The organism is Aneurinibacillus danicus (genome assembly GCF_007991215.1).
Classification (GTDB): Bacteria; Bacillota; Bacilli; order Aneurinibacillales; family Aneurinibacillaceae; genus Aneurinibacillus; species Aneurinibacillus danicus.
In genome coordinates this window covers 1-25,165 of sequence record NZ_BJXX01000172.1, presented here as the reverse complement: position 1 = coordinate 25,165, position 25,165 = coordinate 1, and the positions used below count along the sequence as shown (strand labels likewise).

Below are 25,165 nucleotides of genomic sequence, written 5' to 3'. Positions count from 1 at the left end.
CCTATGCCGATGTGGCGGAATTGGCAGACGCGCACGACTCAAAATCGTGTTCCTTCGGGAGTGTCGGTTCGACTCCGACCATCGGTACTTACATGCGCAAAAAGCACCTCTTCTTGACATTCAAGAAGAAGTGCTTTTTCTTTTTTTGATTAAAATATATTTTTTAACATAGACTGGACCATTGGGTTTTGCAGCAACTTAGCAAGTTGCACAAAATCCACACCACCCAGCATATTATTTAATCCATTCTTTTTTTCAGCTTTTCCCTTCTGTTTTTCGCCCGGCTTCGCTGGTTTCGTTGCAACGCCATTGTTTAATCCTTTCTTGATTAGTGTTTGGACTGCGGGGTTTTGCAGCAGTTCAGCCAATCCGGCCGGATCGAATCCTCTGGCGATGTTTCCTCCTTGTGTAGGGGGAGAGGGTTTCCTTTTTATTTGTCGCCTTTTGTCCAGGATAGGAAAACGGGAAATATGACTGTCTTGATGCTGCCTGGAGGCTGCTTTTCTCGGTCTTTTTGCCAACCCCGATCACCTCCTTTTCAGGTGAATTTCATCTACTCTATACTTAATTGTATGTAACGGCAAACCCGATAGAGCCGGGACATGTACCCAGATTCGAAGAATATCTGTTATACTGAATCTGATGTGACATGGAAACGGGGGAGAAAAGTGAATACAAATACAATTAAGGCGATCGCGTTTGATGCTTACGGAACGCTTTTTGATGTCCATTCTGTCATTGAGGTATGCGATGAATTATTTCCGGGACAGGGCACTCGTCTTAGCCAGCTCTGGCGCACGAAACAATTAGAATATAGCTGGCTTCGTGCTTTAATGGGGCGGTACGTTGATTTTAGACAGATCACAGAAGAAGCACTTATCTTTGCATGCAGACAATTGGATCTTCCGCTCGATGAGGCATACCGGAAGCGACTGATGGAAGAGTACCTTATGCTGAAGCTGTATCCGGAGGTGTCTGATGTATTGCCTCGGCTTACAGCGTGGAAGCGAACGATTTTTTCAAACGGCTCGCTTGACTTCCTGCTGCCATTGGTTAAGCATACTGAACTGGAACAGCATCTCGATGATGTTATTAGCGTAGATGATGCTAAAATATATAAACCGCACCCGGCCGCGTATACCCGTGTGCTTGAAGTGTTGCAGGTAAAGCGGGAAGAAGTGGTATTTGTCTCCTCAAACGCTTGGGACGCTGCCGGTGCAAAAAGTTTTGGATTCCATGTCGCCTGGTTGAATCGGACAGGACAGACATTTGATGAACTGGGGCAACCACCTGATTTTATCATTCACAACCTGGGCGAGCTGCTGCCCATTTTGCAAAAACAGCAATAAAAGAAAGGGGCTCTACATGAAAAAACAGCAGGGAAACATACTACGCCATGAAGAGGCGAGCGCAAAGGACATCTATTTAAAACGTCCATTTAAGTATAAGCTGCTTGAGACAGTGCTTTATGTCATCGTAATGTTCGGGCTGTTGAATTTCCTGCCGCAAAACCGTACGGCGGTGTTTATTATTGCTATGGGTGCGGCCATTGTTATCGTGGGATTCTCGCCTATGATTTACAAAGCCATTCTTCATCCGACATATAAACTTTCGAGAACTCACCTTGTTATGCGGGTCGGAAAAAATGAAGAAAGCGTAGCTCTGCAGGAATTACAGCGGGACAGCGTATGGAAACCGACATATCGGGCGGGCAACAAAAAGTACAGTGTTATGGCTTCTCAGGAATTTCTAGAAGAGTTGGATAGACAGATTGCACGCGCACAGAAAAGAGGGAGATAAATCAATGACAGGGGTCGGAGAGTTTTACAGGGACGTCTGGGCGGAAATCGACCTGGATGCCATAGGAGAAAATATACGGACCTTCCGCAAACATATTCCGGCAGAGACGAAAATTATGGCGGTAGTCAAAGCGGACGGTTATGGACATGGCGCTTACCAGATAGCGCAAAAAGCGCTTGCCGAAGGTGCGGAATGGCTGGGAGTGGCGCTCCTGGACGAAGCATTGGAACTGCGCAGCCAGGGCATCACTGCTCCTATTCTTGTACTCAGTTCATTTCCTTCGCGCGGCATTGAGCCGGCCATCCGGCATGAAGTTACGATGACGGTATACCAGCAGGATATGCTTCGAGAAGTATGCCGTACGGCCGAAAAGCTTCATCAAAAGGCGCGGATTCATGTGAAAGTGGATACGGGTATGGGACGAATTGGCATACGGAAAGAGGAAGAGCTTATCTCGTTTTTTGAGCTTGCGCGTACGTGCCCATGGATCGAAATAGAGGGCATGTTCACACACTTTGCGACTGCCGATGAGGAGGACAAAACCTATACGTTAGAGCAGTATGAGATCTTTCAGCATCTCGTCGATACTCTGGCAAAGCGTGGCATTACGATACCGCTTCTCTATACCAATAACAGCGCAGCAGCGATGTTCTATCCTGAGCGAAGCCGACATATGATCCGTTTGGGAATCAGTTTATACGGACAGTATCCTTCAGGCTATGCCAAAACGACAAACATTCCGCTTGCTTCCGCCTTTCAATGGAAAGCGCGAGTAAGCCATGTAAAGCGCGTACCGGCCGGAACAAAGGTCAGCTACGGGGCAACATACGAAGCGCCTGAGGAGGCGATCATTGCTACGATTCCTGTAGGTTATGCAGACGGGTATAATCGGTTGTTGTCGAATAAAGGTTATGTACTGATTAAAGGACAGCGTGCAAAGATTGCTGGCAGAATATGCATGGACCAATTTATGGTAGATATCACGCATATTCCGAATGTGTCTGTAGGAGAAGAAGCGGTTTTGCTTGGACGCCAGGGAGGCGAAGAGATTTCCGTCGATGAAATGGCAGATTGGCTCCATACGATTAATTATGAAGTGACATGCATGGTAAGCAAGCGAGTGCCGCGGGTTTATAAGGAAAACGGTCGGATTGTTTCAGTAAACAATCGCATATTGATAAGTTCTTGTTAGGAATAAACGGTTAAAAACGCCATTCCTCCTGTTGTGACACAGGGGGAATCATGGTACAATCAATAAGAATCAAAATAGGAAGCAAAATCTTTTCTAAAAGTAGGGAAGAGAGGCAGGAATTTGCCGGTATAGCTCGAATACTAAAAAAGGGAGTCGAAATCTCCCGCTTATCAAGCCGCGCACAGTATATTTTTGTATAGGCTACGCCATACTGGTAATGTGCCTTTCGCGCGGTCTTTCAACTTGCAAAAATGTTGTATAGTGTTGGTGTTGGAGGTGCGATGGTCTTGTCTAAAATGGACACGAAGCGTATCATGATTAGCTTGCCAGATCATCTATTACAGGAAGTGGATGGATTGGTCGAAAAAGAAAAGTCAAATCGCAGTGAATTTATCCGTCAGGCAATGAGACTGTACTTGAAAGAACGTAAAAAGCGTCATATCCGCGAGACGATGCAGCGTGGGTATATGGAGATGGCAAACATCAATTTGCACATGGCTAGCGAGGCTTTTCAAGCTGAAGAAGAAGCCGACCTGACGTTGGGACGTTTAGTGAGCGGGGTGTAGTGTGTGATCGTGAAGCGTGGCGACGTATATTTTGCGGATTTATCCCCCGTTGTCGGATCGGAGCAAGGCGGAGTCCGTCCCGTGTTGGTTATACAGAATAATATCGGAAACCGCTTCAGTCCGACAGTAATCGTCGCAGCCATTACGGCACAGATACAAAAAGCTAAATTGCCTACTCATGTGGAGATCGATGCAAAAACGTATGCATTTGACCGCGATTCCGTTATTCTTCTTGAACAAATACGTACGATCGATAAACAACGACTAACGGATAAGATCACACACCTTGACGAAGAGATGATGGAACGGGTAAATGACGCTCTCCAGATTAGTTTAGGACTTATTGATTTTTAAAGATACACGAATGTAGAAGATTTGTAAGAGGCTGCTGTGAAATACGGTGGCTTTTTTTTCGTTGCACGGCAGAAAAAGTCGCGGAAGGATGTTGGCCATGGAAGTAAAGCAGATGGTTTCAGTTATCGCCGGTGAGCTGCAGATTGCACCGGGACAGGTGGAACGTACGATTGCGCTTCTCGACGAAGGGAGTACCGTTCCGTTTATCGCCCGCTATCGCAAAGAGGCAACCGGCATGCTGGATGAGAATCAGATTCGTTCCATTCAAGAACGTGTTCAATATCTACGTCAGCTAGAGGAACGAAAAAAGGAAGTCATTCGCCTGATTGCCGAACAGGAAAAGCTGACAGATGAGTTGGAAGAACAAATCCGAAGCGCTACCAGGCTACAGCAAGTGGAGGACTTATACCGGCCATTCAGACAGAAACGCAGAACGCGGGCCACAATAGCAAAAGAGAAAGGATTGGACCCGCTTGCCCAATTTATGCTGACTGCCCGCAAAGGAAATTTGTTGGAAGAAGCAGCAAAATATATTGATCCGGAAAAAGGTGTAGCATCTGTAGAAGAGGCTGTACAGGGGGCATCAGACATTGTCGCCGAGCAAGTGGCGGATGATCCGGGTGTGCGAAGCTGGGTGCGGGATTATACGATGAAGCGGGCTGTACTGTCTACGGTTAAAAAAGAAGACGAACCTTCAGGGAAAAATGTGTATGAGATGTATTACGAGTACAGTGAGCAGGTCGGCCAGATGGCACCGCACCGGATTCTTGCTGTCAATCGGGCGGAGCGCGAAGGCATCCTGCGCGTCAAACTTGAGCTCGATCCTGCACCGATTCTGCAGCATCTTGAACGCAAATGGATTCGCAGAGACAGTATTGCTGCCGAGCAGCTAAGAGCGGTACTCGAAGACAGCTATAAACGCTTGATTGCTCCTGCCGTGGAGCGGGAAGTACGGGGACTATTGACGGAAAAAGCGGAGGAGCAGGCCATTCATATTTTCTCCGAGAATCTTCGTCAATTACTGCTGCAGGCACCGTTAAAAAACCGCGTCGTCTTAGCTCTTGATCCGGCATTTCGAACAGGGTGCAAGAGTGCGGTGATTGATGAGACGGGCAAATTGCTTGAGGTGGCAGTCGTATATCCGACGCCACCGCAGAACAAGATTGCAGAGGCGAAGCGGATACTGAGTAGTTTAATTGAAAAATATGGCGTACAGATCATCGCGATCGGAAATGGAACCGCATCGCGGGAAACGGAACAGTTTGTCGTGGATATGATAAAAGAGATAAAACGAGATCTCTCTTATATCATTGTCAATGAAGCCGGTGCCAGTGTTTATTCTGCCTCGAAATTGGCCGGGGAAGAGTTTCCGGATTTAGACGTCGCGGAACGAAGCGCCGTGTCAATCGGGCGTCGCCTGCAGGACCCGCTGGCCGAATTGGTGAAAATCGATCCGAAGTCAATCGGCGTAGGCCAATATCAACACGACGTATCACAGAGCAAATTGTCGGACAGCCTTCAGTTCGTTGTCGAATCGGTGGTCAACTATGTGGGTGTTGATGTAAATACCGCTTCTCCGTCGCTTTTGCAGTATGTATCCGGCATCTCCAAGCAAGTAGCGAAGAATATCGTTGCCCGCAGAGAAGAACTGGGGAAATATACGTCACGTAGCCAGTTGAAAGAAGTGCCGCGTTTGGGCGCGAAGACATACGAACAATGTATAGGTTTCCTGCGCATCATAGACGGGGAAAATCCCCTCGATAGTACACCGATTCACCCGGAATCATATCAAAGTGTCGCCGAACTGCTAAAAGAGCTTGGCATTCGTCCGGAAGAGATTGGGAGCGAACAGTCCAGAGTAAAGTTTAAAGAAGTGAATATAAAAGAAATGGCACAAAAGCTGAATGTCGGTGAGCCGACATTGCAGGACATTGTAGCGAGCCTGCTTCGTCCGGGTCGCGATCCGCGAGAAGAATTGAACAAACCACTGCTTAAAAAAGACGTGCTCGACATCAGCGATTTGGCCAAAGGCATGGAACTGCAGGGCACGGTGCGTAATGTAGTGGACTTCGGCGCGTTTGTCGACATCGGTCTGAAAAACGATGGACTGGTTCACATCTCGCAGCTGAGCCGCCGTTTCGTTAAACATCCGCTTGACGTCGTCTCTGTCGGTGAAATTGTTACCGTATGGGTCAAAGATATTGATGAGCGGAAAGGACGGGTCGGATTGACGATGTTGGCTCCTGAAGAGTAAGGAAAGAGGGAGGAAGAGATGAGACCTGCATCTAAAAACAGGGAGGTCGAAAAGCCTCAGTTTCGATCTCCCTGTTTGTCGTTATATAAGAACCAGCAATCATTCAAGAGAAGAATTTGCCGTCGGTTTTTTGTCTGAAAAGCTTTCATTAATTGGCGCTTCAGCCATTGCGGCATCCGGATCCCTCCCGTCACGCTTTTTAATTTTACTATATGTGAGGGAGTACCGGTTGTTACTCGTATTCGCCTTCTTCCATCAAGTATTCGAGCTGCGCATGCAGAGCGCGGATTTCGGTGAGAAGGGCGATGAGCGGGTAATTTTCTTCTTGAAGAGAAACGAAGCTTTTTTCCAAATCAGCCAGATAATCAATCCCTTGTATGATGTGGACATTCTCCGCATGCAGCTCAAGCTCGCTGCATTCAGCAAGAACTTCCGGCAATTCCGGGCGATTTTGGACAGTCAATTTGCCGATTTCTTTATGAAGCCGACGCAGCAGCGCAACGAGCTGATACATGTAGCCATCAGGCATAGCGACGAATTGCAGATTCTTTTTTGTCGATAAAATACAGTAACGCATCACATGGCTCCCCCTTGTTTCGTATGTACGTTCACAAGTGTAGCGCATGTTGGAGATGCACGCAAGAATGGAGGCGAGGAGATGGAGAGCTTAACCGAGGGACAACTGCAGCAGCTTGTCGAGCGGGTTTCCACCGACTTTTTCCAACGTCCGTTTACGCACCGCGCGTATTTCAATCCGCGGCTTAGGACGACGGGTGGTCGCTACGTGCTGGGGACACATAACATCGAAATTAACCCTAAACATTACCATTTGTTTGGTATAGAAGAGCTGGTGGGAATTATCAAACATGAGCTTTGCCATTATCATTTGCATCTCGCTGGACGCGGATATAAGCATAAAGATAGCGATTTTAAGCAACTGTTAAAACAAGTGGGCGGCAGTCGATACTGCCAATCGGTAGCGCCGCGCAAACGGCAGGAATACCGGTATGAACTGGTCTGTCAGGATTGCGGCATGCGCTATCTGCGCAGGCGGCATGTAAATACCCGCAAGTATGTCTGCGGCAAGTGCAGGGGTCGCCTGCACTTGCGGGAATTGGAGGAGACGTATGACGGAAAAACGGCGCGATGAATTTGGGCTTATTTCCTACCTGACCAGAAGGCATCCCACACCGCTGCCGCTTGCAAAGCGAATCGAGGTCGGCAATGGAGATGACGCCGCTGTGGTCGCAGGCCGCAGCGGATATAATTGGATTGTTTGCTGCGATGCGATGGTCGAAGACGTGCACTTTAAGCGTCAGACGATGCTTCCGCACGATATCGGACATAAAGCGCTGGCGTCCAATATCAGCGATGTGGCGGCGATGGGTGGCATTCCATTGTTTTATCTTGTATCCTTGGGGCTGCCTCGTACATGGAATGAAGAGGAAGTAGCCGGGATATATGACGGCATGGCTGAGCTGGCTTCCCAGCACAATATGGCTTTAATCGGAGGCGATACGGTGGCGGTGCCTGGGCCGTTGACCCTTACGGTTACTGTACTCGGTGAGGTAGAGCACGGTTTAGCTCTGCGCCGTAGCAGCGCTCGTCCCGGAGATTCTATATTTGTGACCGGTACGGTAGGAGATTCGGCCGGCGGGCTTCATATTTTACTTCAGGAACGCTGGGGAGTCGCCAATATTCCGGACGAATGGTCAGCGCTTGCCGCATGCCACCGCCAACCGGAGCCGCATGTACAGGCAGGACGTATCCTGGCGGAGAGCGGGCAGCGCATTGCGCTGAACGATATCAGTGACGGATTGGCGAGCGAAGCGTGGGAGATTGCCGAAGCAAGCGGGGTGCAGATTGTACTTAATGAAGCAGAAATTCCACTGAGTGACGAGCTTATTCGTTATGCTAAGACAAGCGGGAAAGATGCTTTAGAGTGGGCTTTTTACGGGGGAGAAGACTACCGGCTTGTCGGCAGTATTGCCGGAGAGCATAAAGAAGAGATAAGCCGGGCGTTTGCGGCTGAGAATTTATCCTTATACTGGATTGGACGGGTAGAAGCAGGCAAGGCCGGCGTTCTGCTGAAGCGGAGTAACGGTGAGGTCACGCTGCTTCCGAAAAAAGGGTATAATCATTTTAGTGAGGAAAAGTAAGTTCGCGTAGGAAGTGATGAAGATGGCAGACGGACAGATGTATGTGTTTCATACTCGTTCTGTGGAAGAGACACAGGCGTTGGCGGAGAAAATCGGACGCCTGACGGAGCCGGGGGACGTGTTTACGTTGTCGGGTGATCTGGGTGCAGGCAAGACCAGTTTTACACAGGGGCTGGCGCGTGGCATGGGTGTAAATGGTGTGGTTAACAGTCCGACATTTACAATTATTAAAGAATACATGGGGCGTCTCCCCCTTTTCCATATGGATGTTTACCGCGTGGAAGACGAGCTGGAAGACCTGGGGTTTGACGAATATTTTTACGGGGACGGCGTGACGGTAGTGGAGTGGCCGCAGATGATTGCCGAGCAGCTTCCGGCCGAGCGCTGTGAAATCGTAATTACACGGGGAGAAGGCGACGAGCGGACGCTTAAGTTTACGGCGCATGGCAGACGATATGAAACATTGTGTGAGGCGATAAAGCATGACCATTCTGGCAATTGATACTTCAAACTTCAGCCTGGGCGTCGCGGTTTGCACAGAAGACAAGGTGCTCGGCGAGTTTTCAACCAACTTAAAAAAGAATCATAGTATCCGGCTCATGCCTATGGTTAGTCAACTGCTGGATGAGGTGGAGGTCGATCCGACGGAGCTTGCGGCGGTTGCGGTAGCCCGCGGTCCAGGTTCTTATACTGGAGTCCGCATTGGCGTCGCTACAGCGAAAAGCATGGCCTGGTCGCTCAATATTCCGCTGCTAGGCATCTCCAGTCTGGAAGTGCTGGCCTGGAATGCCGCTTATTTTCCGGGACGGATTGTCCCTCTATTTGATGCGCGCCGTGGACAGGTATATACTGGTGTATACCGGGCAATGCCGGAAGGAGGCGTGTACCTCGCTGAGGCTGAACGAATCGTTTTGTTAAAGCAGGCGCTTGAGGAATGGAGAGAGGCTGATGACCAGGAGCCGATTTTGTTCCTTGGCGATGATATCACGATTCATCGAGAAACCATTACAGAAATAATGGGAGATCAGGCGGTGTTTGCTCCTATGTCTTATCGGATTCCGCGTGCAGCCCATCTGGCCGCTGCCGGATGGAAAGCGTTAAAAGAAGAGCGCATTGAAGATACAGAAACCTTTATCCCTGTCTATCTCCAGATGGCGGAGGCGGAAGCGAAATGGCTCGCCAGCCAGAAGAAATAGAGGAGGCGATACGATGACAGAAGAGTTCACGATTCGCCGTATGGAGATGAGAGACCTTGACGAGATAGAGGAAGTGGAACGACTTTCGTTTTCGACGCCATGGTCGCGCGATTCGTTTATCAATGAATTGAAGAAAAATGTGTTTGCGCGGTATTTTATAGTGGAGAAAGAGCACCGTGTCATCGGGTATGGTGGAATGTGGCTTGTGCTGGATGAAGCCCATATTACGAATATTGCTATCCATCCTGATTATCGCGGGCGCTATCTCGGAGAACGGTTGATGCATCGGTTGATGAGTTTCGCTGCCGAATCAGGGGCTGCGGCTATGACATTGGAAGTGCGACGCAGCAATGAAGCGGCGAAAAAATTGTACAGGAAACTGGGATTTGTGGAAGAAGGCGTACGTCCCGGCTATTATACCGACAACGGGGAAGACGCTATTATAATGTGGGTGAGACTGGATGATGAACAAGTGGAAGCAGAAAGCTTATAAACGGAGGGAAGAGGCGCTCGCCCAGAGAAGGCCGATTCGTATTCTCGGCATTGAGACGAGCTGTGATGAGACGTCGGCTGCCGTTATCGAAGACGGAACTGTGATTCGTTCGAATGTGATTTCCTCACAAATCGAAAGCCATAAACGTTTCGGAGGTGTCGTGCCGGAAGTTGCATCAAGGCATCATGTGGAAAACATCACGGTTATTATCGAGCAAGCGCTCCGGGAAGCCGAATCCACCTTCGATGACATCGACGCCATTGCGGTAACGTATGGGCCTGGATTGGTGGGCGCGCTGCTTGTAGGAGTGGCCGCCGCCAAAGCCATTTCATTCGCACGCGGCATTCCGCTGGTTGGCGTCCATCATATTGCCGGTCATATTTATGCAAATCGGTTTGTGAAAGAAATGAAATTCCCGCTTCTGGCGCTGGTGGTCTCCGGTGGCCATACGGAATTGGTGTATATGAAAGAGCACGGGTCATACGAAATTATCGGACAGACAAGAGATGACGCGGTTGGCGAAGCGTATGACAAAGTAGCGCGCTCACTTGGCCTTCCGTATCCGGGTGGCCCGCATATTGATCGGCTAGCACACGAAGGAGAGCCAAATGTTCCGCTGCCGCGCGCCTGGCTCGAGGGCACATATGATTTCAGCTTTAGCGGACTGAAATCGGCAGTGCTGAATACATTGCACAACGCGGCACAGCGTGGAGAAAGTATTGAGCCGGAAAACCTGGCAGCCAGTTTTCAGGAATCAGTCGTGGAAGTGCTTGTGGATAAGTCGTTTAAATTAATAAAAGAACGCCCGGTAAAGCAGCTGTTGTTGGCGGGGGGCGTAGCAGCCAACAAAGGATTGCGCACCGCTCTGACCGAGCGGGCGAAACAGGAAGGCATCGAGCTGATTATTCCTCCGTTATCGCTATGCACGGATAATGCCGCGATGATTGCAGGAGCAGGCTATATCGAATATAAAAAAGGCAACCTGGCGGACATGTCGCTGAACGGCATTCCCGGTTTGCCGCTGGCATAAAAGGGCAACCCTATAAACGGGTTGCTTTTTTTGTTGGGAAAAATCTTATCTTGTCAAATTCTGTGGACAGATGCTGAATAACATGCTGAATAACATTATCCACAAATCTGTGGATAATGTGGATAAAATAGTGGATAACCTAATATATCAATATTTTTCATAATGGTGAAAGTGTGAATAACGGTGTGGGTATGTGGGGAAAGGAGAGTGATAGATTGAGAAAAATGACGATTTTTGTCGTAGGAATTTGCAGTGTTTTTCTGACCGTTTTTTTCTCTTTTACCACAAGTATTCTTTCGCAAAACCGTCCTACCGTTATCATGCTGCTCGTTCCGGAGCTAACCCGCCAGGACATCCGTGCCCTTTATCAGAATGCTGCGTTTTCTTTTCTCAATCAGGCAGCAATCGGTGAGATGAATATGCGAACCGCTGTTTCTCTAAGGGATATCCACAGTGTTCTGACACTGGGAACCGGTACCCGCGCTGCCGGATCCGAATGGGGCCGGAATGCATACGGGCTCAGTGAAAAGCGAACGACAGGGCTTGCGATGTATCGTCAGTATATGGGAGAGGTGCCGGCAATGGTGCGGAACGGAACCATTCTCTTTCCGTATGCTTCTGTCCTGGCGGAGAATAACAAGCAGAAAAATACGGGAGCTATCCCTGGTCTACTAGGAGAAACCTTAAAGAAGCACGGAATTAGACGAGCTGTTATCGGCAATAGCGATATGTCAGGAAAAGTAAGCAGGTTATCTGTACTGTTGACTATGGATCGCAGAGGGGTGACACCGCAGGGGTGGATAGGGGAAGAGACACTTATCCACAGCCCGTTTTTTCCGGGCGGGAAGAAAACGGATTATTCGTTCCTGGCGTATCATGTTCGGCAATGGCAAAAAAGAGGCACAGGTTTTATCGCAGTAGAGCTTGGTGATCTCGTTCGGTTGGCCCGGTATCAGAGCGTTATAAGCACACAGAGATATCTGCAACTGCGGCAGCAGGTGATGGAGGAAATTGCGAAGTTTACGGAAACGCTGACGAAAGAGAGGACACAGGGTCAAAAGATTGTACTCCTATCTGCATCGCTTCCAGACAGCGAAATCGCCGAAAAAAAGCGAATGGCACCCGTCTTGCTCTGGGAAGACGGTAGAGGCGGCGGTATACTAACCTCTGGAACTACCCGACAGCCGGGGCTTGCGGCCAATATTGATATGGCACCGACCATTCTTACCTGGTTTGGAATACAGCCTCCGATAGAGATGAAAGGAATGCCGCTTAGAACAGAACGAGAGATTGGGCATGATGAATTCTGGAAGAAGGCTGAGAGGATAGATCATATTTACGCTACACGTCCTGCGGTGCTGTATCCATATGTCGGCATGACAATAACCGTGCTTGTCCTCTCTTCGGTGTTATTGTTTTCCTTTGACAGATGGAAAAGCACAAAAGAAAAAGCACTCCGCATTCTCTCGTATCTACTGCCGTTTGTGTTGCTTGTTCCGTTTTTGCTGCTTCTTTTGCCTGTGGTTCCCGGCCTGCCCTCGCCTTTTCTTGTGGTACTGCTGGTAAGCGGTGTTGGCTTGGGACTCGCCCATTTACTGCAAAGATTATCTTTTGCTGCGTGTTATTTCTGGATTGGAATTATAAATTGGGTCCCGCTCCTGCTGGACGGGTTTACGGGCGGGGAACTTATCTGTGGCTCCTATCTTGGATATGACCCGGTTATCGGTGCTCGCTACTATGGCATTGGTAATGAGTATATGGGAGTTCTGCTTGGTGCTTCCATACTAAGTATAGCAATGGCGGGTGAGATGCAAAGAAGGCATGCCCGTCGGCTGGTTCTTACGCTCATGGTTCTGATAGTAGGACTCGTCGTTTTCTATATGGCATGGCCGGAAGGAGGCAGTAAAGCAGGAGGAATCCTCGTATTCCTGGCCGCATTGGTATATGGCATCCCGGCTTTCTCCGGATTTGCCTGGCGAAAGCGGTATGTAGCGGCTTTGTTGGGAATCGGAATGGCAGCCGCCTGTTTGCTCTTTGTGCTGAACTACCAGGCATCGGGGGCGGAGCAATCGCATATCGGCCGGGCGGTCGGTGAGCTTGCGCGAGGCAACTGGCAAGAGATTGGTCGAATTATTGAACGGAAGCTGACGATGAACTGGCGTTTGATTCTGGCTTCCATATGGAGCAAGCTATTTATCGCAAGCTTTGTAGTGAGTCTGTTGCTGATTTATTACCAGAGCGAAAGAGTGGGGCGGATAAAGCGCCAGTATCCCTGGTTTACCACCGGAATGAAAACCATCTCATTTGGCTCGTTCGTAGCGCTCCTGGTGAACGATTCAGGTATTATCGCCGCTGCTTTGGCGATGCTGTATGCGCTGGTTCCGATACTGTATAGGTTGCTCTGGAACGGCGAGGCGAGCAAAGAATATACACAGCATGCGCCTATATAGATAACCTTTGATGTTTCGACATGTGTAGGGTGACAAGAGGTATGAAGTAGGGAAAAGTAGAAGTTGGATGCCCTATGCCTAAGCGAAGCTGCTTTTGTTTTTCCAACCTCTCTTTTCCTTCTTTATTTTCATCTAATGACTTGTGGCTGGTAAGCCATAGAGATTTCATATGACTATTCCTGCAGTTCTGTCCACTCTTCCAGGCAGGTTTCCAACTCCGCTTTTTTAGCCTCCAGTTCTTCGTTAAGCGCCAGCGCTTGTTCGTGGTTCTGGAATACTTCCGGCTTGCAGAGTTCTTCTTCCAGGGAAGCGATCGTCTCTTCCAGTTGTTCAATCATTCCTTCAAGTTCCTCAATGCGCCGCTGCCGCTGCCGCTCGGCTCTTTTGGCTTCTTTATCCTGACGGAACTTCTCTTTACCTGAAGCGGCGGACTCGACTTTTGCCTCTTGTGCTTCGGTCTGTATTGCCGGAGCCAGAGCGGGTGATTGTAGCTCTTTAAGTTCTTCTTTTTTCTCTATATAGTAATCATAGTTGCCCAGGTAAGAAATAACTCCGTTCGGTGTCATCTCAAGTACGCGGGTGGCGATTTTATTCAGGAAGTAGCGGTCGTGCGAGACGAACAGGATGGTTCCCGGATAGTCTTCCAGCGCTTCTTCGAGAATTTCCTTGCTGAACAGATCAAGATGGTTGGTCGGCTCATCCAAAATCAGCAGATTCGCTTTTTGCAGCATGAGCTTGGCCAATGAGACACGCGCTCGCTCACCGCCGCTTAATTCGCCGATTTTCTTTAGCACGTCGTCACCGCTGAACAGAAAGTTGCCTAATATGGTGCGTACATCTTTTTCCTGCATGGTCGGATACTCATCCCAGAGCTCATGCAGTACCTGTTTGACCGGGTTCAGATTCTCCTGCTCCTGATCGTAGAAACCGAGCATCACATTACTGCCATAGAAAATGGTGCCGGAGAGCGGAGCCATTTTCTTGACAATCGTTTTAAGCAAGGTGGATTTGCCGAGACCATTCGGACCAAGCAGCGCTACGCGCTCTCCGCGGGTAATCTCAAACGACAGATGTCGGGCGAGAGGGGCGTCTTCGTACCCGATGCTCACATCTTTAAGCGTTAGCACCTGATTTCCACTTACCTTTTCGATATCGAAAGAAAACTGCGCTTTTTTTAAATCGCCCACTGGTTTATCAAGTGTTTCCATCCGTTCTAACATTTTACGGCGGCTCTGTGCGCGTTTTGTGGTGGAGGCACGGGCGATATTGCGCTGTACGAATTCTTCGATGCGGGAGATTTCCGCCTGCTGTTTCTCATACTGTCTGATCTGCTGCTGCACCCGTTCTCCCTTCTGAATGAGATAGTCCGTATAGTTGCCGACATAGCGTGTAACATGCGTTCGTTCTAGCTCATAGATAATATTGACGAGCGAGTCGAGAAAGAAACGGTCATGGGAGACGACCAGCAGGGCGCCCGGATAATTCAACAGATATTTCTCCAGCCACCCGAGCGTCTCGATATCTAGATAGTTGGTCGGCTCATCGAGAATCAGCACATCCGGCTCCATAAGCAGCAGCCGGGCCAGCGCAAGACGGGTCTTCTGCCCACCGCTAAGCTGATTGATCGGCGTATCGTAATCCTCGGGAAAGAAACGCATACCATGCAGGATAGAACGGGTGGTAGCTTCATATTGATAGCCGCCTTCCAGCTTAAATTGGTCCACGAGATGAGAATACGTATTCAGCAATTTTTCATGCTGTATCCCGTCGGCGATAATATCCGGGTCGGCAATTTGCCGCTCGATCCGGCGCAGCTCTTTCTCCCGTTCCTTGAAGTGCTCAAACACGGTCATCATCTCTTCCCAGATTGTCCGCTCCGTATCCAGGCCGCTGTCCTGTGCCAGATAGCCGAGCGTCGTATCTTTTGCCTTTTGAATTTCGCCTTCGTCAGGCAGCATCTGACCGGTGATAATCTTCAGCAAGGTGGATTTACCTGCACCGTTTACTCCGACTAGGGCCACCCGCTCTCTGGATTGCAGTACCATATTCACATTGGAAAGCACCGGATTGGCGCTGAATGATTTGCTTATATTTAATGTCTGAAGTAAGATCATGATTTGTTCACCCCTATTTTTGTCCACTCCTAGTGTATCTCAAAATACATAGGCGAGAAAGCGGAGGAAGGGAGAAAAGCATGGACATAAAAGATCGGAAAGAGGATAAGCGGCAGCTGCGCCGTCAAATTCTTAGACAAAGAGCAGAAATGAGCGAACAGGAACGTATGTGGCGTTCGCGGAAGATCGTAGAGCGTTTGCTTGCTGTGCCGGAAGTTTGGAATGCGCAGCGTCTGTTTACGTTCCTTTCGTTTGGGGATGAAGTGTGTCTGGACACTTTTGTCAATGCATGTTGCAAGGCGGGCAAGGATGTGTATGTACCGAAAACCTATCCGGAAGAGAAACGCATGGTTCCGTATCGTTTCAGCGGATGGAATACATTGACAAGAGGCGTATACGGCATTCGTGAGCCTGATGAGGCTGAATGCGAGCCGTGGCTGGGTGAGCCGTTCGACGTCATTATTGTTCCGGGCGTCGCGTTTACGAAGCGGGGGGAGCGTCTTGGATACGGAGGAGGCTTTTACGATCGCTTTTTCACAGATCTTGGAAGTCTGCCGCCTCTTTTTGCGGTGTGCTATGAGATGCAGATGGTCCCATCGCTGCCCGTCGAAGAACATGACCACAGGATAGATCGGATTATTACTGAATGCAGGTCCATTGTTTGTTCATGATTTTGCCACTGTCTCGATGTGTAAAAATCGACACAACAGGGACAGGTTATAGTACAATAAAATTAGGTTTTTTATTGAATTTTTTAGTGAATAACGGAGGGTTACCTGAATGTGGAAAATTGGGGTCGTCACTTCAAGCAACTCGGTGTATTGCAGAGAGCGGGAGAATGACTGTTTTCCGAAGCTGGAGGCGCTGCTGAAGCATAATTTTGACGCAGAAGTTGCGCATCATCGTCTGTCGCCTGATAATATAGAGATGCTGAAAGAGAATATGATCGAGCTTATCGACCGGGAGAAAGTGGATTTGCTGATTACGATTGGCGGTACGGGACTGAGTCCGGAAGACGTAACACCGGAAGCAACAGAGCTGGTTATTGATCGTCATGTTCCGGGTCTCGCGGAAGAGATGCGTCGCTGTGCCATGCAGCATTCACGCAAGGTGTTGCTTACGCGTGCGATCGTAGGGACGCGCGGGAATGCTCTGATTATTAATCTACCGGGAAGCCTTCCGGGAATGGAATGGTGTTTCCTGGCGATTGCGGACCAGATTTCCTCAGCCCTGGCCATCATTCAAGGAACGAACGAAAACGTAAATACCTGAAAAAAGCTGTCTGTTTAAGAGAGGATTTGAACAGCACATGAGCACTCAAGATCGAGAAATGCGGCTTGTGGAGCACCTGGGAGAGCTGCGGCGCCGCCTGATCTGGATTGCGGTGATTTTTATCATCGCGTTTATCGTCGGTTTTTCGTATGCGCAGCCTATCGTTCACTATTTCCAGAAGGATGCGGGCATTCAATGGCATGTATTCGGGATTGCCGACGGTCTGCGTGTATACATGCAGTTCTCGTTTGTCATTGCGCTTGTTATCACGCTGCCGTTCATATTGTACCATCTCTGGCGCTTTATCTCTCCGGGACTTCGTCCACATGAGCGGAGAGCGGCCGGCGTGTTTATTGCTCCGGCATTTTTGCTGTTTTTAGCCGGACTTGCCGTCGGGTACTATCTCGTATTTCCGATGATCATTACTTTCATGATTAAGTTTTCAGGCTCGTTAGGGGCTGAAGAAACATTCGGATTGGCACAATATTTCGGGTTTATGTTCAATATTATCATTCCGCTGGCGCTGCTGTTCGAGCTTCCTATCATCGTCATGTTTCTGACGAGGCTGCGCATCTTGAATCCGATGCGTATGCAGAAGATGCGGGGATACTCATACCTGGCGCTTGTCATTGTAGCGTCGTTGATTTCGCCGCCTGATTTCGTAAGTCATTTAAGCGTATTTTTGCCTCTGGTGATTTTATATGAGATTAGCGTGCTGATTTCCCGTGTAATTTACCGCAAGCAGTTGAAAGAAGATGCGGAGTGGGAGAAGGAATTTTACGGCGATAAAAAAGAAGAGGATGCCGTCCTAAGGATTGAGAGAGAGTAAATAGTAAAGAAACAAAAAGGGATAAGAGAGCCGACCCTCCGGCTCTTTTTTTGTGGGAACTATTAGAAAGAAGGAGGGAGTTAGAGTAGAGGGAAAAGGCATTCGCCTTTTTTATGGTATAGGAAAGTATATTTCGCTTTACAGTGATAAAGCAAAATATACTTTCCCTCCATTAGTAAGCGAGAAAAAACTCGCGAGGTGTGTGCGCGGCACAAAGCGGCTGTTTGGCTTCTTTGAGGAAAAAGGACGAGCGGCAACGCCCGCGAGTTTTTCTCAACTTTGTACGCCAACTTTCAAATTTCTAACTTTCTTACCTCTGAGTTTGGAATATCTCTTGGCTAAGGAATATTCCAAGCTGAAAATGTTCAGAATGAGAAAGGAAATTTTTTTGCAGTCCAGGACTTGCAAAACAGAAATAAAGTATATATTATAATAATTGTGTTAGCACTCGATGAGGTTGAGTGCTAACAAGATACTTAACAGGGAGGTTGTTTTCAGTGTTAAAGCCATTGGGTGATCGTGTGATTATCGAACCTATCGCAAAAGAAGAAACAACTGCTAGCGGAATCGTACTTCCGGAAACGGCAAAAGAAAAGCCGCAAGAAGGTAAAGTCGTTGCTGTAGGAAGCGGACGCATCGAGAATGGCGAGCGTATCGCATTGGAAGTTCAAGAAGGTAACCGCGTTATCTACTCCAAATACGCTGGCACAGAAGTGAAATTCGGCGATAAAGAACTGCTGATCATGCGTGAAAGCGACATTCTCGCGATTGTTGACTAATCACTGAGAACGGCAATTTATTATCTGACTTTTCACCGTGCAGGTAACGTATAGAAAACGAATACTACATAATCAGGAGGGCGAACAGAATGGCTAAAGAGATTCGTTTTAGCGAAGAAGCACGCCGCGCCATGCTCCGCGGTGTTGACACGCTTGCAGATGCAGTAAAAGTTACGCTTGGACCTAAAGGTCGCAATGTTGTACTTGAGAAGAAATTCGGTTCTCCGTTAATCACAAACGATGGTGTAACCATTGCGAAGGAAATCGAACTTGAAGATCCGTTCGAAAATATGGGTGCACAACTGGTTAAAGAAGTTGCAACCAAAACAAACGATGTAGCGGGTGACGGTACGACAACGGCTACGGTTCTGGCTCAAGCGATGATTCGCGAAGGTCTGAAGAACGTAACAGCCGGTGCAAATCCGATGGTAATCCGCAGAGGTATCGAAAAAGCGGTTCGTACTGCGGTAGAAGAATTGCATGCAATTTCTAAGCCGATCGAAGGCAAAGAATCCATCGCACAAGTAGCAGCAATCTCTGCAGCTGACAATGAAATCGGCCAACTGATTGCTGAAGCAATGGAAAAAGTGGGTAAAGACGGCGTTATCACGGTAGAAGAATCCAAAGGTTTCACAACGGAGCTTGACGTTGTAGAAGGTATGCAATTCGACCGTGGATACGCTTCTCCGTACATGATTACAGACACTGACAAGATGGAAGCGGTACTCGAGAATCCGTACATCTTGATTACTGACAAGAAAGTCTCCAGCATTCAGGAAATCCTGCCTGTGCTCGAGAAAGTTGTACAACAAGGCAAGCCGCTTCTTATCATCGCTGAAGATGTAGAAGGCGAAGCGCTGGCTACGCTGGTTGTAAACAAACTGCGCGGCACATTCACTGCGGTTGCGGTAAAAGCTCCGGGATTTGGTGATCGTCGTAAAGCAATGCTCGAAGACATCGCTGCATTGACTGGCGGTCAGGTTATCACAGAAGACCTCGGTCTGGATCTGAAATCTGCTTCCCTGCAACAGCTTGGTCAAGCAGGTAAAGTGGTTGTAACAAAAGAAAACACAACGATCGTAGAAGGTGCTGGCGACAAAGCAAACATCGACGCTCGCATAAACCAAATCCGCGCTGCAATTGAAACAACGACTTCCGAGTTCGACAAAGAAAAACTGCAAGAACGTCTGGCTAAACTGGCTGGCGGTGTTGCGGTTATCAAAGTCGGTGCAGCTACTGAAACTGAGCTGAAAGAGAAGAAGCTCCGCATCGAAGACGCACTGAACGCAACGCGTGCTGCTGTTGAAGAAGGTATCGTAGCCGGTGGTGGTACCGCGCTTGTATCCATCTATAACAAAGTGGCAGAAGTTCAAGCAGAAGGCGATGAAGCGACAGGTGTCCGCATTATCCTGCGTGCACTGGAAGAGCCGGTACGCCAAATCGCTGCAAATGCGGGTCTTGAAGGCTCTGTTATCGTTGAGCGCCTGAAAAACGAGAAAGTGGGCATTGGCTTCAACGCAGCGACTGCTCAATGGGTGAACATGATCGAAGCAGGTATCGTTGACCCGGCGAAAGTAACTCGTTCTGCGTTGCAAAACGCCGCATCCGTTGCGGCTATGTTCCTGACAACCGAAGCGGTTGTAGCTGACAAGCCGGAGCCGGAAAAAGGCGGCGGCATGCCTGACATGGGCGGAATGGGCGGCATGGGAATGATGTAATCCCTGTCCCCTGGGAATAAACCTCTCCGAGTGAATCGGGGAGGTTTTTTATGGTATAGGAAAGTATATTTTGCTTTACAGTGATAAAGCAAAATATACTTTCCCTCCATTAGTAAGTGAAAAAAAACTCGCGAGGTGTGTGCGCGGCACAAAGCGGCTGTTTGGCTTCTTTGAGGAAAAAGGACGAGCGGCGCGGCACCGCCCGCGAGTTTTTCTCATTTCAGATTTTTCTTAACAATACTCTGGCTTTAAAAGAATGTTTAGGAATAAACTGGATTTTACGATAAGAAAACACGAACATTAAAGCTGAAAATGTATGGAACTTTCATATTTTAGTCCTTGACTTTTCCTATGCCTCTGGTAAACTAATCTCGTCATAATCGATAAATACATTCAAACGACCTCATATAATATCAGGAATATGGCCTGAGAGTTTCTACCGAATCACCGTAAATGATTCGACTATGGGGACAGACGCCTATGCCGGGTTTCTGCCTCTGTATCCATATAGAGACATGCCCGGTTTTTTGCTTTTTTATAGGAAAGAATAAACCATGCTAAGATGAGAAATGTGCTGAACGCCTCTTAGCGCAACAAGTTACACAGAGGGGGATTTTACGAAGATGGACAAGCCGAAAGAGCTAGTCGTCGTCCTCGATTTCGGAGGACAATACAACCAGTTGATTGCACGCCGCATTCGCGACCTTGGCGTGTTCAGCGAATTGATGCCGTATAACACTCCGGTGGAAGAGCTGGAGAAGCTGAATCCGAAAGGAATCATTTTCTCTGGCGGTCCGGCTAGCGTATATGTAGAAGGGGCACCCCAGTGCGATACGCGTATCTACGATATGGGCGTACCTATTCTCGGCATCTGCTATGGTATGCAGCTCATGTCTCATAATCTGAAAGGAAAAGTAGAGCGCGCAGGCGTACGCGAATATGGGCGCTCTGACATTACCATCCACAATGAGACCCCGTTCTTTAAAGGCCTGGACAAAGTGGAAACCGTTTGGATGAGCCATACAGACAAAGTCATTGAAGTCCCGGAAGGCTTCCGGATTGACGCTAGCAACGAAGCGTGCCCGGTGGCGGCTATCAGCCATCCGGAGAAGAATTTCTACGGCGTACAATTCCACCCGGAAGTGCGTCACTCCGTACGCGGCAATGAGATGCTGAAGAACTTCCTGTTCGAAATATGCGGCTGTGAGGGAAACTGGTCGATGGAGAACTACATCGACATGATGGTGGATGAAATCCGTGAGAAGGTCGGCAACAAAAAAGTGCTGTGCGCTCTTAGTGGTGGTGTGGATTCTTCTGTAGTAGCTGTGCTTATCCATAAAGCGATCGGCGATCAACTGACCTGCATGTTCGTCGACCATGGCCTGCTGCGCAAAGGTGAAGCGGAAAGCGTAATGGAGACTTTCGCAGAGAAGTTCCACATGAACGTGATTAAGATCGACGCACGCGAGCGTTTCTTAAATAAATTAAAAGGCGTCTCCGATCCGGAGAAAAAGCGCAAAATTATCGGCAACGAGTTCATTTACGTGTTCGAGGAAGAAGCTGGCAAGCTGACGGACATGGACTTCCTTGCGCAAGGTACGCTGTATACCGACATTATCGAGAGCGGTACGGCAACGGCGCAAACGATTAAGTCGCACCACAATGTGGGCGGTCTGCCGGAAGAAATGAAGCTTGATCTAATCGAGCCGCTGAATAAGCTGTTTAAAGACGAGGTACGCAAAGTGGGCGAGGAGCTTGGCATGCCACATGAAATCGTATGGCGTCAACCGTTCCCGGGTCCGGGCCTCGGCATTCGGGTGTTGGGCGAAGTAACGGAAGAGAAGCTTGAAATCGTACGCGAATCCGATTTTATTCTGCGCGATGAAATCAAGAAAGCGGGCCTAGAGCGCGAAATCTGGCAATACTTCACCGTTCTGCCGGATGTGCGTAGCGTAGGTGTAATGGGAGATGGCCGTACGTACGATTACACGATCGGTATCCGCGCCGTAACTTCTATCGACGGCATGACCGCTGACTGGGCGCGCATCCCTTATGATGTATTGGAGAAGATTTCCGTTCGTATTGTAAATGAAGTTCCACATGTCAACCGCGTGGTGTATGACATTACATCCAAACCGCCGGCAACTATCGAGTGGGAATAATCGTGTAAAAAACGATAAGGAAAAGGGTGAAAAAGGAAGATGGAGAAATTCTTCAGGTTGCGAGAAAATAACACGAATGTGCGGACGGAAATCATCGCCGGCCTGACTACATTCATTACAATGGCGTATATTCTGATTGTTAACCCGCTCACTTTGACGGCCGGAGGGGCTACGGGCATGGATTTCAATGCTGTGTTCGTGGCCACCGCGCTTGGCGCGGGACTGGTCACCATCATGATGGGACTGTTCGTAAACTATCCGATCGCGCTGGCGCCGGGAATGGGATTGAACGCGTATTTCGCTGCTGTCGTTATGAGCTCTGGCGGAGCGATTACATGGCAGATTGCGCTGGCTTCCGTATTCATCTCAGGTATTATCTTTTTCATTCTAACGATTACAAAAGTCCGGCAAATGCTGCTTGATGCGGTTCCGGATTCGTTGCGGGCAGCGATTACGGTAGGGATCGGTCTGTTCATCACTGTTATCGGGTTTAAAACGAGCGGTTTGTTAACAGGCTTCTACATTGGTCAGAACCCGGCGAAACCATTTACGGAGTTGGGTGCAAACGACTGGCTGCTGCAGCTCGGCAATTTTGTGGAGCACAGGGCAATCCTGCTGACGCTTATCGGTCTTCTTGTCACGGGCGTGTTGATGGTTATGCGTGTACAAGCAGCCATTCTTCTTGGTATTATTATAACAACGATTATCGGCATTCCGATGGGTGTAACGAATGTATCTTCTCTGCAGGATGCGCAATGGGTGCCTAGCTTCAGCAATCTGGCCATCGGTCAGCTTGATTTCGCCGGCGCATTAAATGCCGGCCTGCTGACGATTGTATTTACCTTCACATTTGTAGAACTGTTTGATACGTTTGGTACGTTAACGGGAACGGCTGCAAAAGCCGGTTTGCTTGATAAGCCGGATGCGAAGAAGCGTATCGGTCAGGCGATGCTGGTAGATGCAGGCGGCGTTAGTCTTGGCGCGCTGCTCGGCACAAGTACGATTACGGCCTATGTAGAAAGTGCGGCCGGTGTAGGACAGGGTGGACGTACCGGTTTGACTTCGGTGACGACCGGCATCCTGTTTATTCTTGCGCTGTTCTTAGCTCCGCTGGCATTGATTGTTCCGGCACAGGCGACAGCGCCTGCGCTGATTATCGTCGGTGTCCTGATGATGGGGGCGGTGCGCGGCATCGAATGGGATAACATGGTGTATGCCATTCCTGCATTCTTTACGATTATTTTTATGCCGTTTACTTATTCCATTGCTAACGGTATTTCTTTCGGTATCGTATTTTACGTAATCCTGGCAACGGCAAATAACCTCGCCGGAGGCAAGAACAAAGTTCACTGGCTTATGTGGGTTCTTGCGATTCTGATTGTTGCAAGATTTTTATTCATCGACGTCAATGCATAAATGTTTGCGAAAAGCGGAGGAAAGACGAGAGTCTTCCTCCGCTTTTTGTTTTTATTTAAACATGTCCTGTCACGATTCCTTGCGATTTTTTTGAAAAATCGGATAAGAATGCTGTTATAATTTGTATAGAGAGCATAGAACGAGCAATGCTTAGAATTATAGAAAAAAGAACGGGGAGAGCTATGAGAAAAAAGACAATGGTACTCTGGATAAGCGCCAGTTTCCTTGTGCCTATTCTCCTAAGTGTAGTATTTGCCTTATCTGTCAACCTTTTGCATATGTACCAGCTTGCAGGCCTGCTGCAAAAGCCGTTTCTTGGTTTATTTACCGTTTTGTTTTCTGTTTTCTTTTGCGCTCTGGTTATGCAGCGATTCGATAAATGGCTCATCGATGTAAGTAAACAGAAAGAAAACGGGCTTGTTCAGGCTTCGCTTCGACGCATCCTATACGAATACGTTGTATATAGTATTGTCTCTTTTCTCTTTTTGGCGTTCTTGTTTTTTTACCAGGTGGTTGATGGAAAAAAAGATATGATTTTTATTGTTTTTATTTGTATCGGTGTAATAATGACCACTTATGCCCCTTTTTATTTTGGTATCCTCATGCAGGTTCAACGGGATTTGTATCGCAATGGATTTCCGATCCAATTTGAGAAAGTTGGATGGAATCAGAGTGCGGTTACGGCTGTGATCATGGCGTTTATTGGAATTTTCATCACGACAACGCTGTTTGTCTACATTATTTCCAAAACGATTGGCAACGCTATTACATTGTATGATGTATGGCAACGAGCACTGGTGGTTATCGTTGTTGTCGGCGTCCCTCTTGTTATGCTTATCTTGATGATTCGACGGTTTTATTTGCAACAGTTGAAATATAGGCAGCAGCAGCTTCACTCCCTTCATTTGCTGCTTGAGAAGCTGTACGGGAGTCTGGAATTGACGGATGGTTTTTTAGAAGATATGGTCGCGACAGTAGGACAAGTTATCGGGGCAAGAAAAGTAACGCTTACCATTATATTGAATGAGGGGAAAGAGAGACGAATCATTTCTTCGAATAAATACGCAGACACCTCCCTTATCTCGGAGCATGAAGAGAGCGACTCTTTCCTGGAAGTGCCGGTTGTTATCGGTAAGCGGGAAGTAGGTCGCTTCTCTCTCATCGACAAGGTCGGCGCTTTCCGGTTTACCAAGGAAGACGAGGAAATGATGATGAGCTTTAGCCGCGCATTCGCGGTAGCGCTGCAGAATTCGCATTATATTGAAGAACTGAAGAAGGAGAGAAGGATTGCCCAGGAAGCGGCTAACCTAAAAAGTCAGATTCTCTCCACAATGAGCCATGAGTTGCGCACACCGTTAAACGCAATCATCGGTTACTCCGA

25 protein-coding genes, 1 tRNA gene and 1 riboswitch are annotated in these 25,165 nt (G+C 48.5%); of the genes, 22 read left to right on the top strand and 4 right to left on the bottom strand.

All coding sequences use genetic code 11. The features are described from left to right. The first annotated feature begins 5 nt into the window (after window positions 1-5). Window positions 6-87, top strand: a tRNA-Leu gene (locus ADA01nite_RS18415). Window positions 88-149: 62 nt separating this feature from the next. On the opposite strand, the gene ADA01nite_RS18410 is transcribed toward ADA01nite_RS18415, so the two are convergent. Then, window positions 150-521: a hypothetical protein gene (locus tag ADA01nite_RS18410; protein WP_146811885.1), complete on the bottom strand. Its 372-nt coding sequence runs from the start codon at window positions 519-521 to the stop codon at window positions 150-152. A gap of 147 nt (window positions 522-668) precedes the next feature. Here ADA01nite_RS18410 and ADA01nite_RS18405 point away from each other — a divergent pair, with 147 nt between their 5' ends. The 6 genes from ADA01nite_RS18405 (at window position 669) to ADA01nite_RS18380 (ending at window position 6,166) form a co-directional block, all read left to right on the top strand. Continuing rightward, a complete protein-coding gene (locus ADA01nite_RS18405; protein WP_246147414.1) occupies window positions 669-1,349 on the top strand; it encodes a haloacid dehalogenase type II in 681 nt (226 codons plus the stop codon). A 16-nt stretch (window positions 1,350-1,365) separates the two neighbouring features. Next, complete coding sequence (locus ADA01nite_RS18400) at window positions 1,366-1,800, top strand: hypothetical protein (protein ID WP_146811883.1); 435 nt, start codon at window positions 1,366-1,368, stop codon at window positions 1,798-1,800. A gap of 4 nt (window positions 1,801-1,804) precedes the next feature. Then, window positions 1,805-2,992, top strand: a complete 1,188-nt coding sequence (alr, locus tag ADA01nite_RS18395; protein WP_146811882.1) for an alanine racemase — start codon at window positions 1,805-1,807, stop codon at window positions 2,990-2,992. Between the two features lie 281 nt (window positions 2,993-3,273). Further along, window positions 3,274-3,558, top strand: a complete 285-nt coding sequence (locus ADA01nite_RS18390; RefSeq protein ID WP_146811881.1) for a CopG family ribbon-helix-helix protein — start codon at window positions 3,274-3,276, stop codon at window positions 3,556-3,558. Window positions 3,559-3,561: 3 nt separating this feature from the next. Further along, window positions 3,562-3,912 (top strand): type II toxin-antitoxin system PemK/MazF family toxin, encoded by a 351-nt coding sequence (locus tag ADA01nite_RS18385; protein WP_146811880.1) that lies wholly within the window; start codon window positions 3,562-3,564, stop codon window positions 3,910-3,912. A gap of 97 nt (window positions 3,913-4,009) precedes the next feature. Beyond that, window positions 4,010-6,166, top strand: coding sequence for a Tex family protein (locus ADA01nite_RS18380; protein ID WP_146811879.1), 2,157 nt, complete (start codon window positions 4,010-4,012; stop codon window positions 6,164-6,166). Between the two features lie 56 nt (window positions 6,167-6,222). Here ADA01nite_RS18380 and cmpA read toward each other — a convergent pair whose 3' ends face one another. Together cmpA and ADA01nite_RS18370 are read right to left on the bottom strand one after the other, a co-directional pair. Continuing rightward, window positions 6,223-6,342 carry a cortex morphogenetic protein CmpA gene (gene cmpA, locus ADA01nite_RS18375; protein ID WP_146811878.1) on the bottom strand — a complete coding sequence of 40 codons (120 nt, stop codon included), beginning with the start codon at window positions 6,340-6,342 and terminating at the stop codon, window positions 6,223-6,225. Between the two features lie 56 nt (window positions 6,343-6,398). Then, on the bottom strand, window positions 6,399-6,743 hold the full coding sequence (locus tag ADA01nite_RS18370) for a hydrolase/acyltransferase (RefSeq protein ID WP_146811890.1): 345 nt from the start codon (window positions 6,741-6,743) through the stop codon (window positions 6,399-6,401). Between the two features lie 81 nt (window positions 6,744-6,824). Between ADA01nite_RS18370 and ADA01nite_RS18365 the strand changes: the two genes are divergently transcribed. From ADA01nite_RS18365 to ADA01nite_RS18335, 7 genes are all read left to right on the top strand, one after another. After that, window positions 6,825-7,316: a SprT family protein gene (locus ADA01nite_RS18365; protein ID WP_146811877.1), complete on the top strand. Its 492-nt coding sequence runs from the start codon at window positions 6,825-6,827 to the stop codon at window positions 7,314-7,316. Next, entirely contained in the window at window positions 7,294-8,325 is a 1,032-nt protein-coding gene (gene thiL / locus ADA01nite_RS18360; RefSeq protein ID WP_146811876.1) for a thiamine-phosphate kinase, read from the top strand. The genes ADA01nite_RS18365 and thiL overlap by 23 nt, the downstream gene beginning before the upstream one ends. 22 nt (window positions 8,326-8,347) lie before the next feature. Further along, on the top strand, window positions 8,348-8,827 hold the full coding sequence (tsaE, locus tag ADA01nite_RS18355) for a tRNA (adenosine(37)-N6)-threonylcarbamoyltransferase complex ATPase subunit type 1 TsaE (RefSeq protein WP_246147413.1): 480 nt from the start codon (window positions 8,348-8,350) through the stop codon (window positions 8,825-8,827). Continuing rightward, entirely contained in the window at window positions 8,808-9,521 is a 714-nt protein-coding gene (gene tsaB, locus ADA01nite_RS18350; protein WP_146811875.1) for a tRNA (adenosine(37)-N6)-threonylcarbamoyltransferase complex dimerization subunit type 1 TsaB, read from the top strand. Before tsaE ends, tsaB begins: the two co-directional genes overlap by 20 nt. A 13-nt stretch (window positions 9,522-9,534) precedes the next feature. Next, window positions 9,535-10,014: a ribosomal protein S18-alanine N-acetyltransferase gene (rimI, locus tag ADA01nite_RS18345; protein WP_246147412.1), complete on the top strand. Its 480-nt coding sequence runs from the start codon at window positions 9,535-9,537 to the stop codon at window positions 10,012-10,014. Beyond that, window positions 9,986-11,044: a tRNA (adenosine(37)-N6)-threonylcarbamoyltransferase complex transferase subunit TsaD gene (gene tsaD / locus ADA01nite_RS18340; RefSeq protein WP_146811888.1), complete on the top strand. Its 1,059-nt coding sequence runs from the start codon at window positions 9,986-9,988 to the stop codon at window positions 11,042-11,044. Before rimI ends, tsaD begins: the two co-directional genes overlap by 29 nt. A 215-nt stretch (window positions 11,045-11,259) precedes the next feature. Continuing rightward, window positions 11,260-13,494, top strand: a complete 2,235-nt coding sequence (locus ADA01nite_RS18335; protein WP_146811874.1) for a hypothetical protein — start codon at window positions 11,260-11,262, stop codon at window positions 13,492-13,494. Window positions 13,495-13,667: 173 nt separating this feature from the next. Here the strand turns inward: ADA01nite_RS18335 and ADA01nite_RS18330 are convergent, their stop codons facing one another. Further along, the gene (locus ADA01nite_RS18330) at window positions 13,668-15,608 is read right to left on the bottom strand and encodes an ABC-F family ATP-binding cassette domain-containing protein (RefSeq protein WP_146811873.1); all 1,941 of its coding nucleotides are present in this window, start codon (window positions 15,606-15,608) and stop codon (window positions 13,668-13,670) included. Between the two features lie 80 nt (window positions 15,609-15,688). Here ADA01nite_RS18330 and ADA01nite_RS18325 point away from each other — a divergent pair, with 80 nt between their 5' ends. The 8 genes from ADA01nite_RS18325 to ADA01nite_RS18290 form a co-directional block, all read left to right on the top strand. Beyond that, window positions 15,689-16,279: a 5-formyltetrahydrofolate cyclo-ligase gene (locus ADA01nite_RS18325; protein ID WP_146811872.1), complete on the top strand. Its 591-nt coding sequence runs from the start codon at window positions 15,689-15,691 to the stop codon at window positions 16,277-16,279. A 109-nt stretch (window positions 16,280-16,388) separates the two neighbouring features. Then, a complete protein-coding gene (locus ADA01nite_RS18320; protein ID WP_146811871.1) occupies window positions 16,389-16,880 on the top strand; it encodes a MogA/MoaB family molybdenum cofactor biosynthesis protein in 492 nt (163 codons plus the stop codon). A 37-nt stretch (window positions 16,881-16,917) separates the two neighbouring features. Next, complete coding sequence (gene tatC / locus ADA01nite_RS18315; RefSeq protein ID WP_246147411.1) at window positions 16,918-17,709, top strand: twin-arginine translocase subunit TatC; 792 nt, start codon at window positions 16,918-16,920, stop codon at window positions 17,707-17,709. A 497-nt stretch (window positions 17,710-18,206) separates the two neighbouring features. Next, entirely contained in the window at window positions 18,207-18,488 is a 282-nt protein-coding gene (groES, locus tag ADA01nite_RS18310) for a co-chaperone GroES (RefSeq protein WP_146811870.1), read from the top strand. A gap of 89 nt (window positions 18,489-18,577) precedes the next feature. Continuing rightward, window positions 18,578-20,206 carry a chaperonin GroEL gene (gene groL, locus ADA01nite_RS18305; RefSeq protein WP_146811869.1) on the top strand — a complete coding sequence of 543 codons (1,629 nt, stop codon included), beginning with the start codon at window positions 18,578-18,580 and terminating at the stop codon, window positions 20,204-20,206. Window positions 20,207-20,589: 383 nt separating this feature from the next. Beyond that, a riboswitch (purine riboswitch) is annotated at window positions 20,590-20,691 on the top strand. Window positions 20,692-20,829: 138 nt separating this feature from the next. After that, complete coding sequence (guaA, locus tag ADA01nite_RS18300; protein WP_146811868.1) at window positions 20,830-22,368, top strand: glutamine-hydrolyzing GMP synthase; 1,539 nt, start codon at window positions 20,830-20,832, stop codon at window positions 22,366-22,368. Window positions 22,369-22,407: 39 nt separating this feature from the next. Next, window positions 22,408-23,784 carry an NCS2 family permease gene (locus ADA01nite_RS18295; RefSeq protein ID WP_146811867.1) on the top strand — a complete coding sequence of 459 codons (1,377 nt, stop codon included), beginning with the start codon at window positions 22,408-22,410 and terminating at the stop codon, window positions 23,782-23,784. Between the two features lie 182 nt (window positions 23,785-23,966). Further along, on the top strand, window positions 23,967-25,165 hold a 1,199-nt coding region (locus tag ADA01nite_RS18290), incomplete at its 3' end, for a histidine kinase dimerization/phospho-acceptor domain-containing protein (RefSeq protein WP_371863579.1).

What these genes read in the sequence shown, in the direction of transcription:
- alr (WP_146811882.1), top strand. Translation starts at nt 1,805, where the DNA reads ATGACAGGGGTCGGAGAGTTTTACAGGGACGTCTGGGCGGAAATCGAC.
- groL (WP_146811869.1), top strand. Translation starts at nt 18,578, where the DNA reads ATGGCTAAAGAGATTCGTTTTAGCGAAGAAGCACGCCGCGCCATGCTC.
- ADA01nite_RS18295 (WP_146811867.1), top strand. Translation starts at nt 22,408, where the DNA reads ATGGAGAAATTCTTCAGGTTGCGAGAAAATAACACGAATGTGCGGACG.
- ADA01nite_RS18325 (WP_146811872.1), top strand. Translation starts at nt 15,689, where the DNA reads ATGGACATAAAAGATCGGAAAGAGGATAAGCGGCAGCTGCGCCGTCAA.
- tsaD (WP_146811888.1), top strand. Translation starts at nt 9,986, where the DNA reads ATGAACAAGTGGAAGCAGAAAGCTTATAAACGGAGGGAAGAGGCGCTC.
- ADA01nite_RS18390 (WP_146811881.1), top strand. Translation starts at nt 3,274, where the DNA reads ATGGTCTTGTCTAAAATGGACACGAAGCGTATCATGATTAGCTTGCCA.
- guaA (WP_146811868.1), top strand. Translation starts at nt 20,830, where the DNA reads ATGGACAAGCCGAAAGAGCTAGTCGTCGTCCTCGATTTCGGAGGACAA.
- ADA01nite_RS18320 (WP_146811871.1), top strand. Translation starts at nt 16,389, where the DNA reads ATGTGGAAAATTGGGGTCGTCACTTCAAGCAACTCGGTGTATTGCAGA.
- tsaE (WP_246147413.1), top strand. Translation starts at nt 8,348, where the DNA reads ATGGCAGACGGACAGATGTATGTGTTTCATACTCGTTCTGTGGAAGAG.
- thiL (WP_146811876.1), top strand. Translation starts at nt 7,294, where the DNA reads ATGACGGAAAAACGGCGCGATGAATTTGGGCTTATTTCCTACCTGACC.
- cmpA (WP_146811878.1), bottom strand. Translation starts at nt 6,342, where the DNA reads ATGCCGCAATGGCTGAAGCGCCAATTAATGAAAGCTTTTCAGACAAAA.
- ADA01nite_RS18365 (WP_146811877.1), top strand. Translation starts at nt 6,825, where the DNA reads ATGGAGAGCTTAACCGAGGGACAACTGCAGCAGCTTGTCGAGCGGGTT.
- tsaB (WP_146811875.1), top strand. Translation starts at nt 8,808, where the DNA reads ATGACCATTCTGGCAATTGATACTTCAAACTTCAGCCTGGGCGTCGCG.
- ADA01nite_RS18370 (WP_146811890.1), bottom strand. Translation starts at nt 6,743, where the DNA reads ATGCGTTACTGTATTTTATCGACAAAAAAGAATCTGCAATTCGTCGCT.
- tatC (WP_246147411.1), top strand. Translation starts at nt 16,918, where the DNA reads ATGAGCACTCAAGATCGAGAAATGCGGCTTGTGGAGCACCTGGGAGAG.
- ADA01nite_RS18380 (WP_146811879.1), top strand. Translation starts at nt 4,010, where the DNA reads ATGGAAGTAAAGCAGATGGTTTCAGTTATCGCCGGTGAGCTGCAGATT.
- rimI (WP_246147412.1), top strand. Translation starts at nt 9,535, where the DNA reads ATGACAGAAGAGTTCACGATTCGCCGTATGGAGATGAGAGACCTTGAC.
- ADA01nite_RS18330 (WP_146811873.1), bottom strand. Translation starts at nt 15,608, where the DNA reads ATGATCTTACTTCAGACATTAAATATAAGCAAATCATTCAGCGCCAAT.
- ADA01nite_RS18400 (WP_146811883.1), top strand. Translation starts at nt 1,366, where the DNA reads ATGAAAAAACAGCAGGGAAACATACTACGCCATGAAGAGGCGAGCGCA.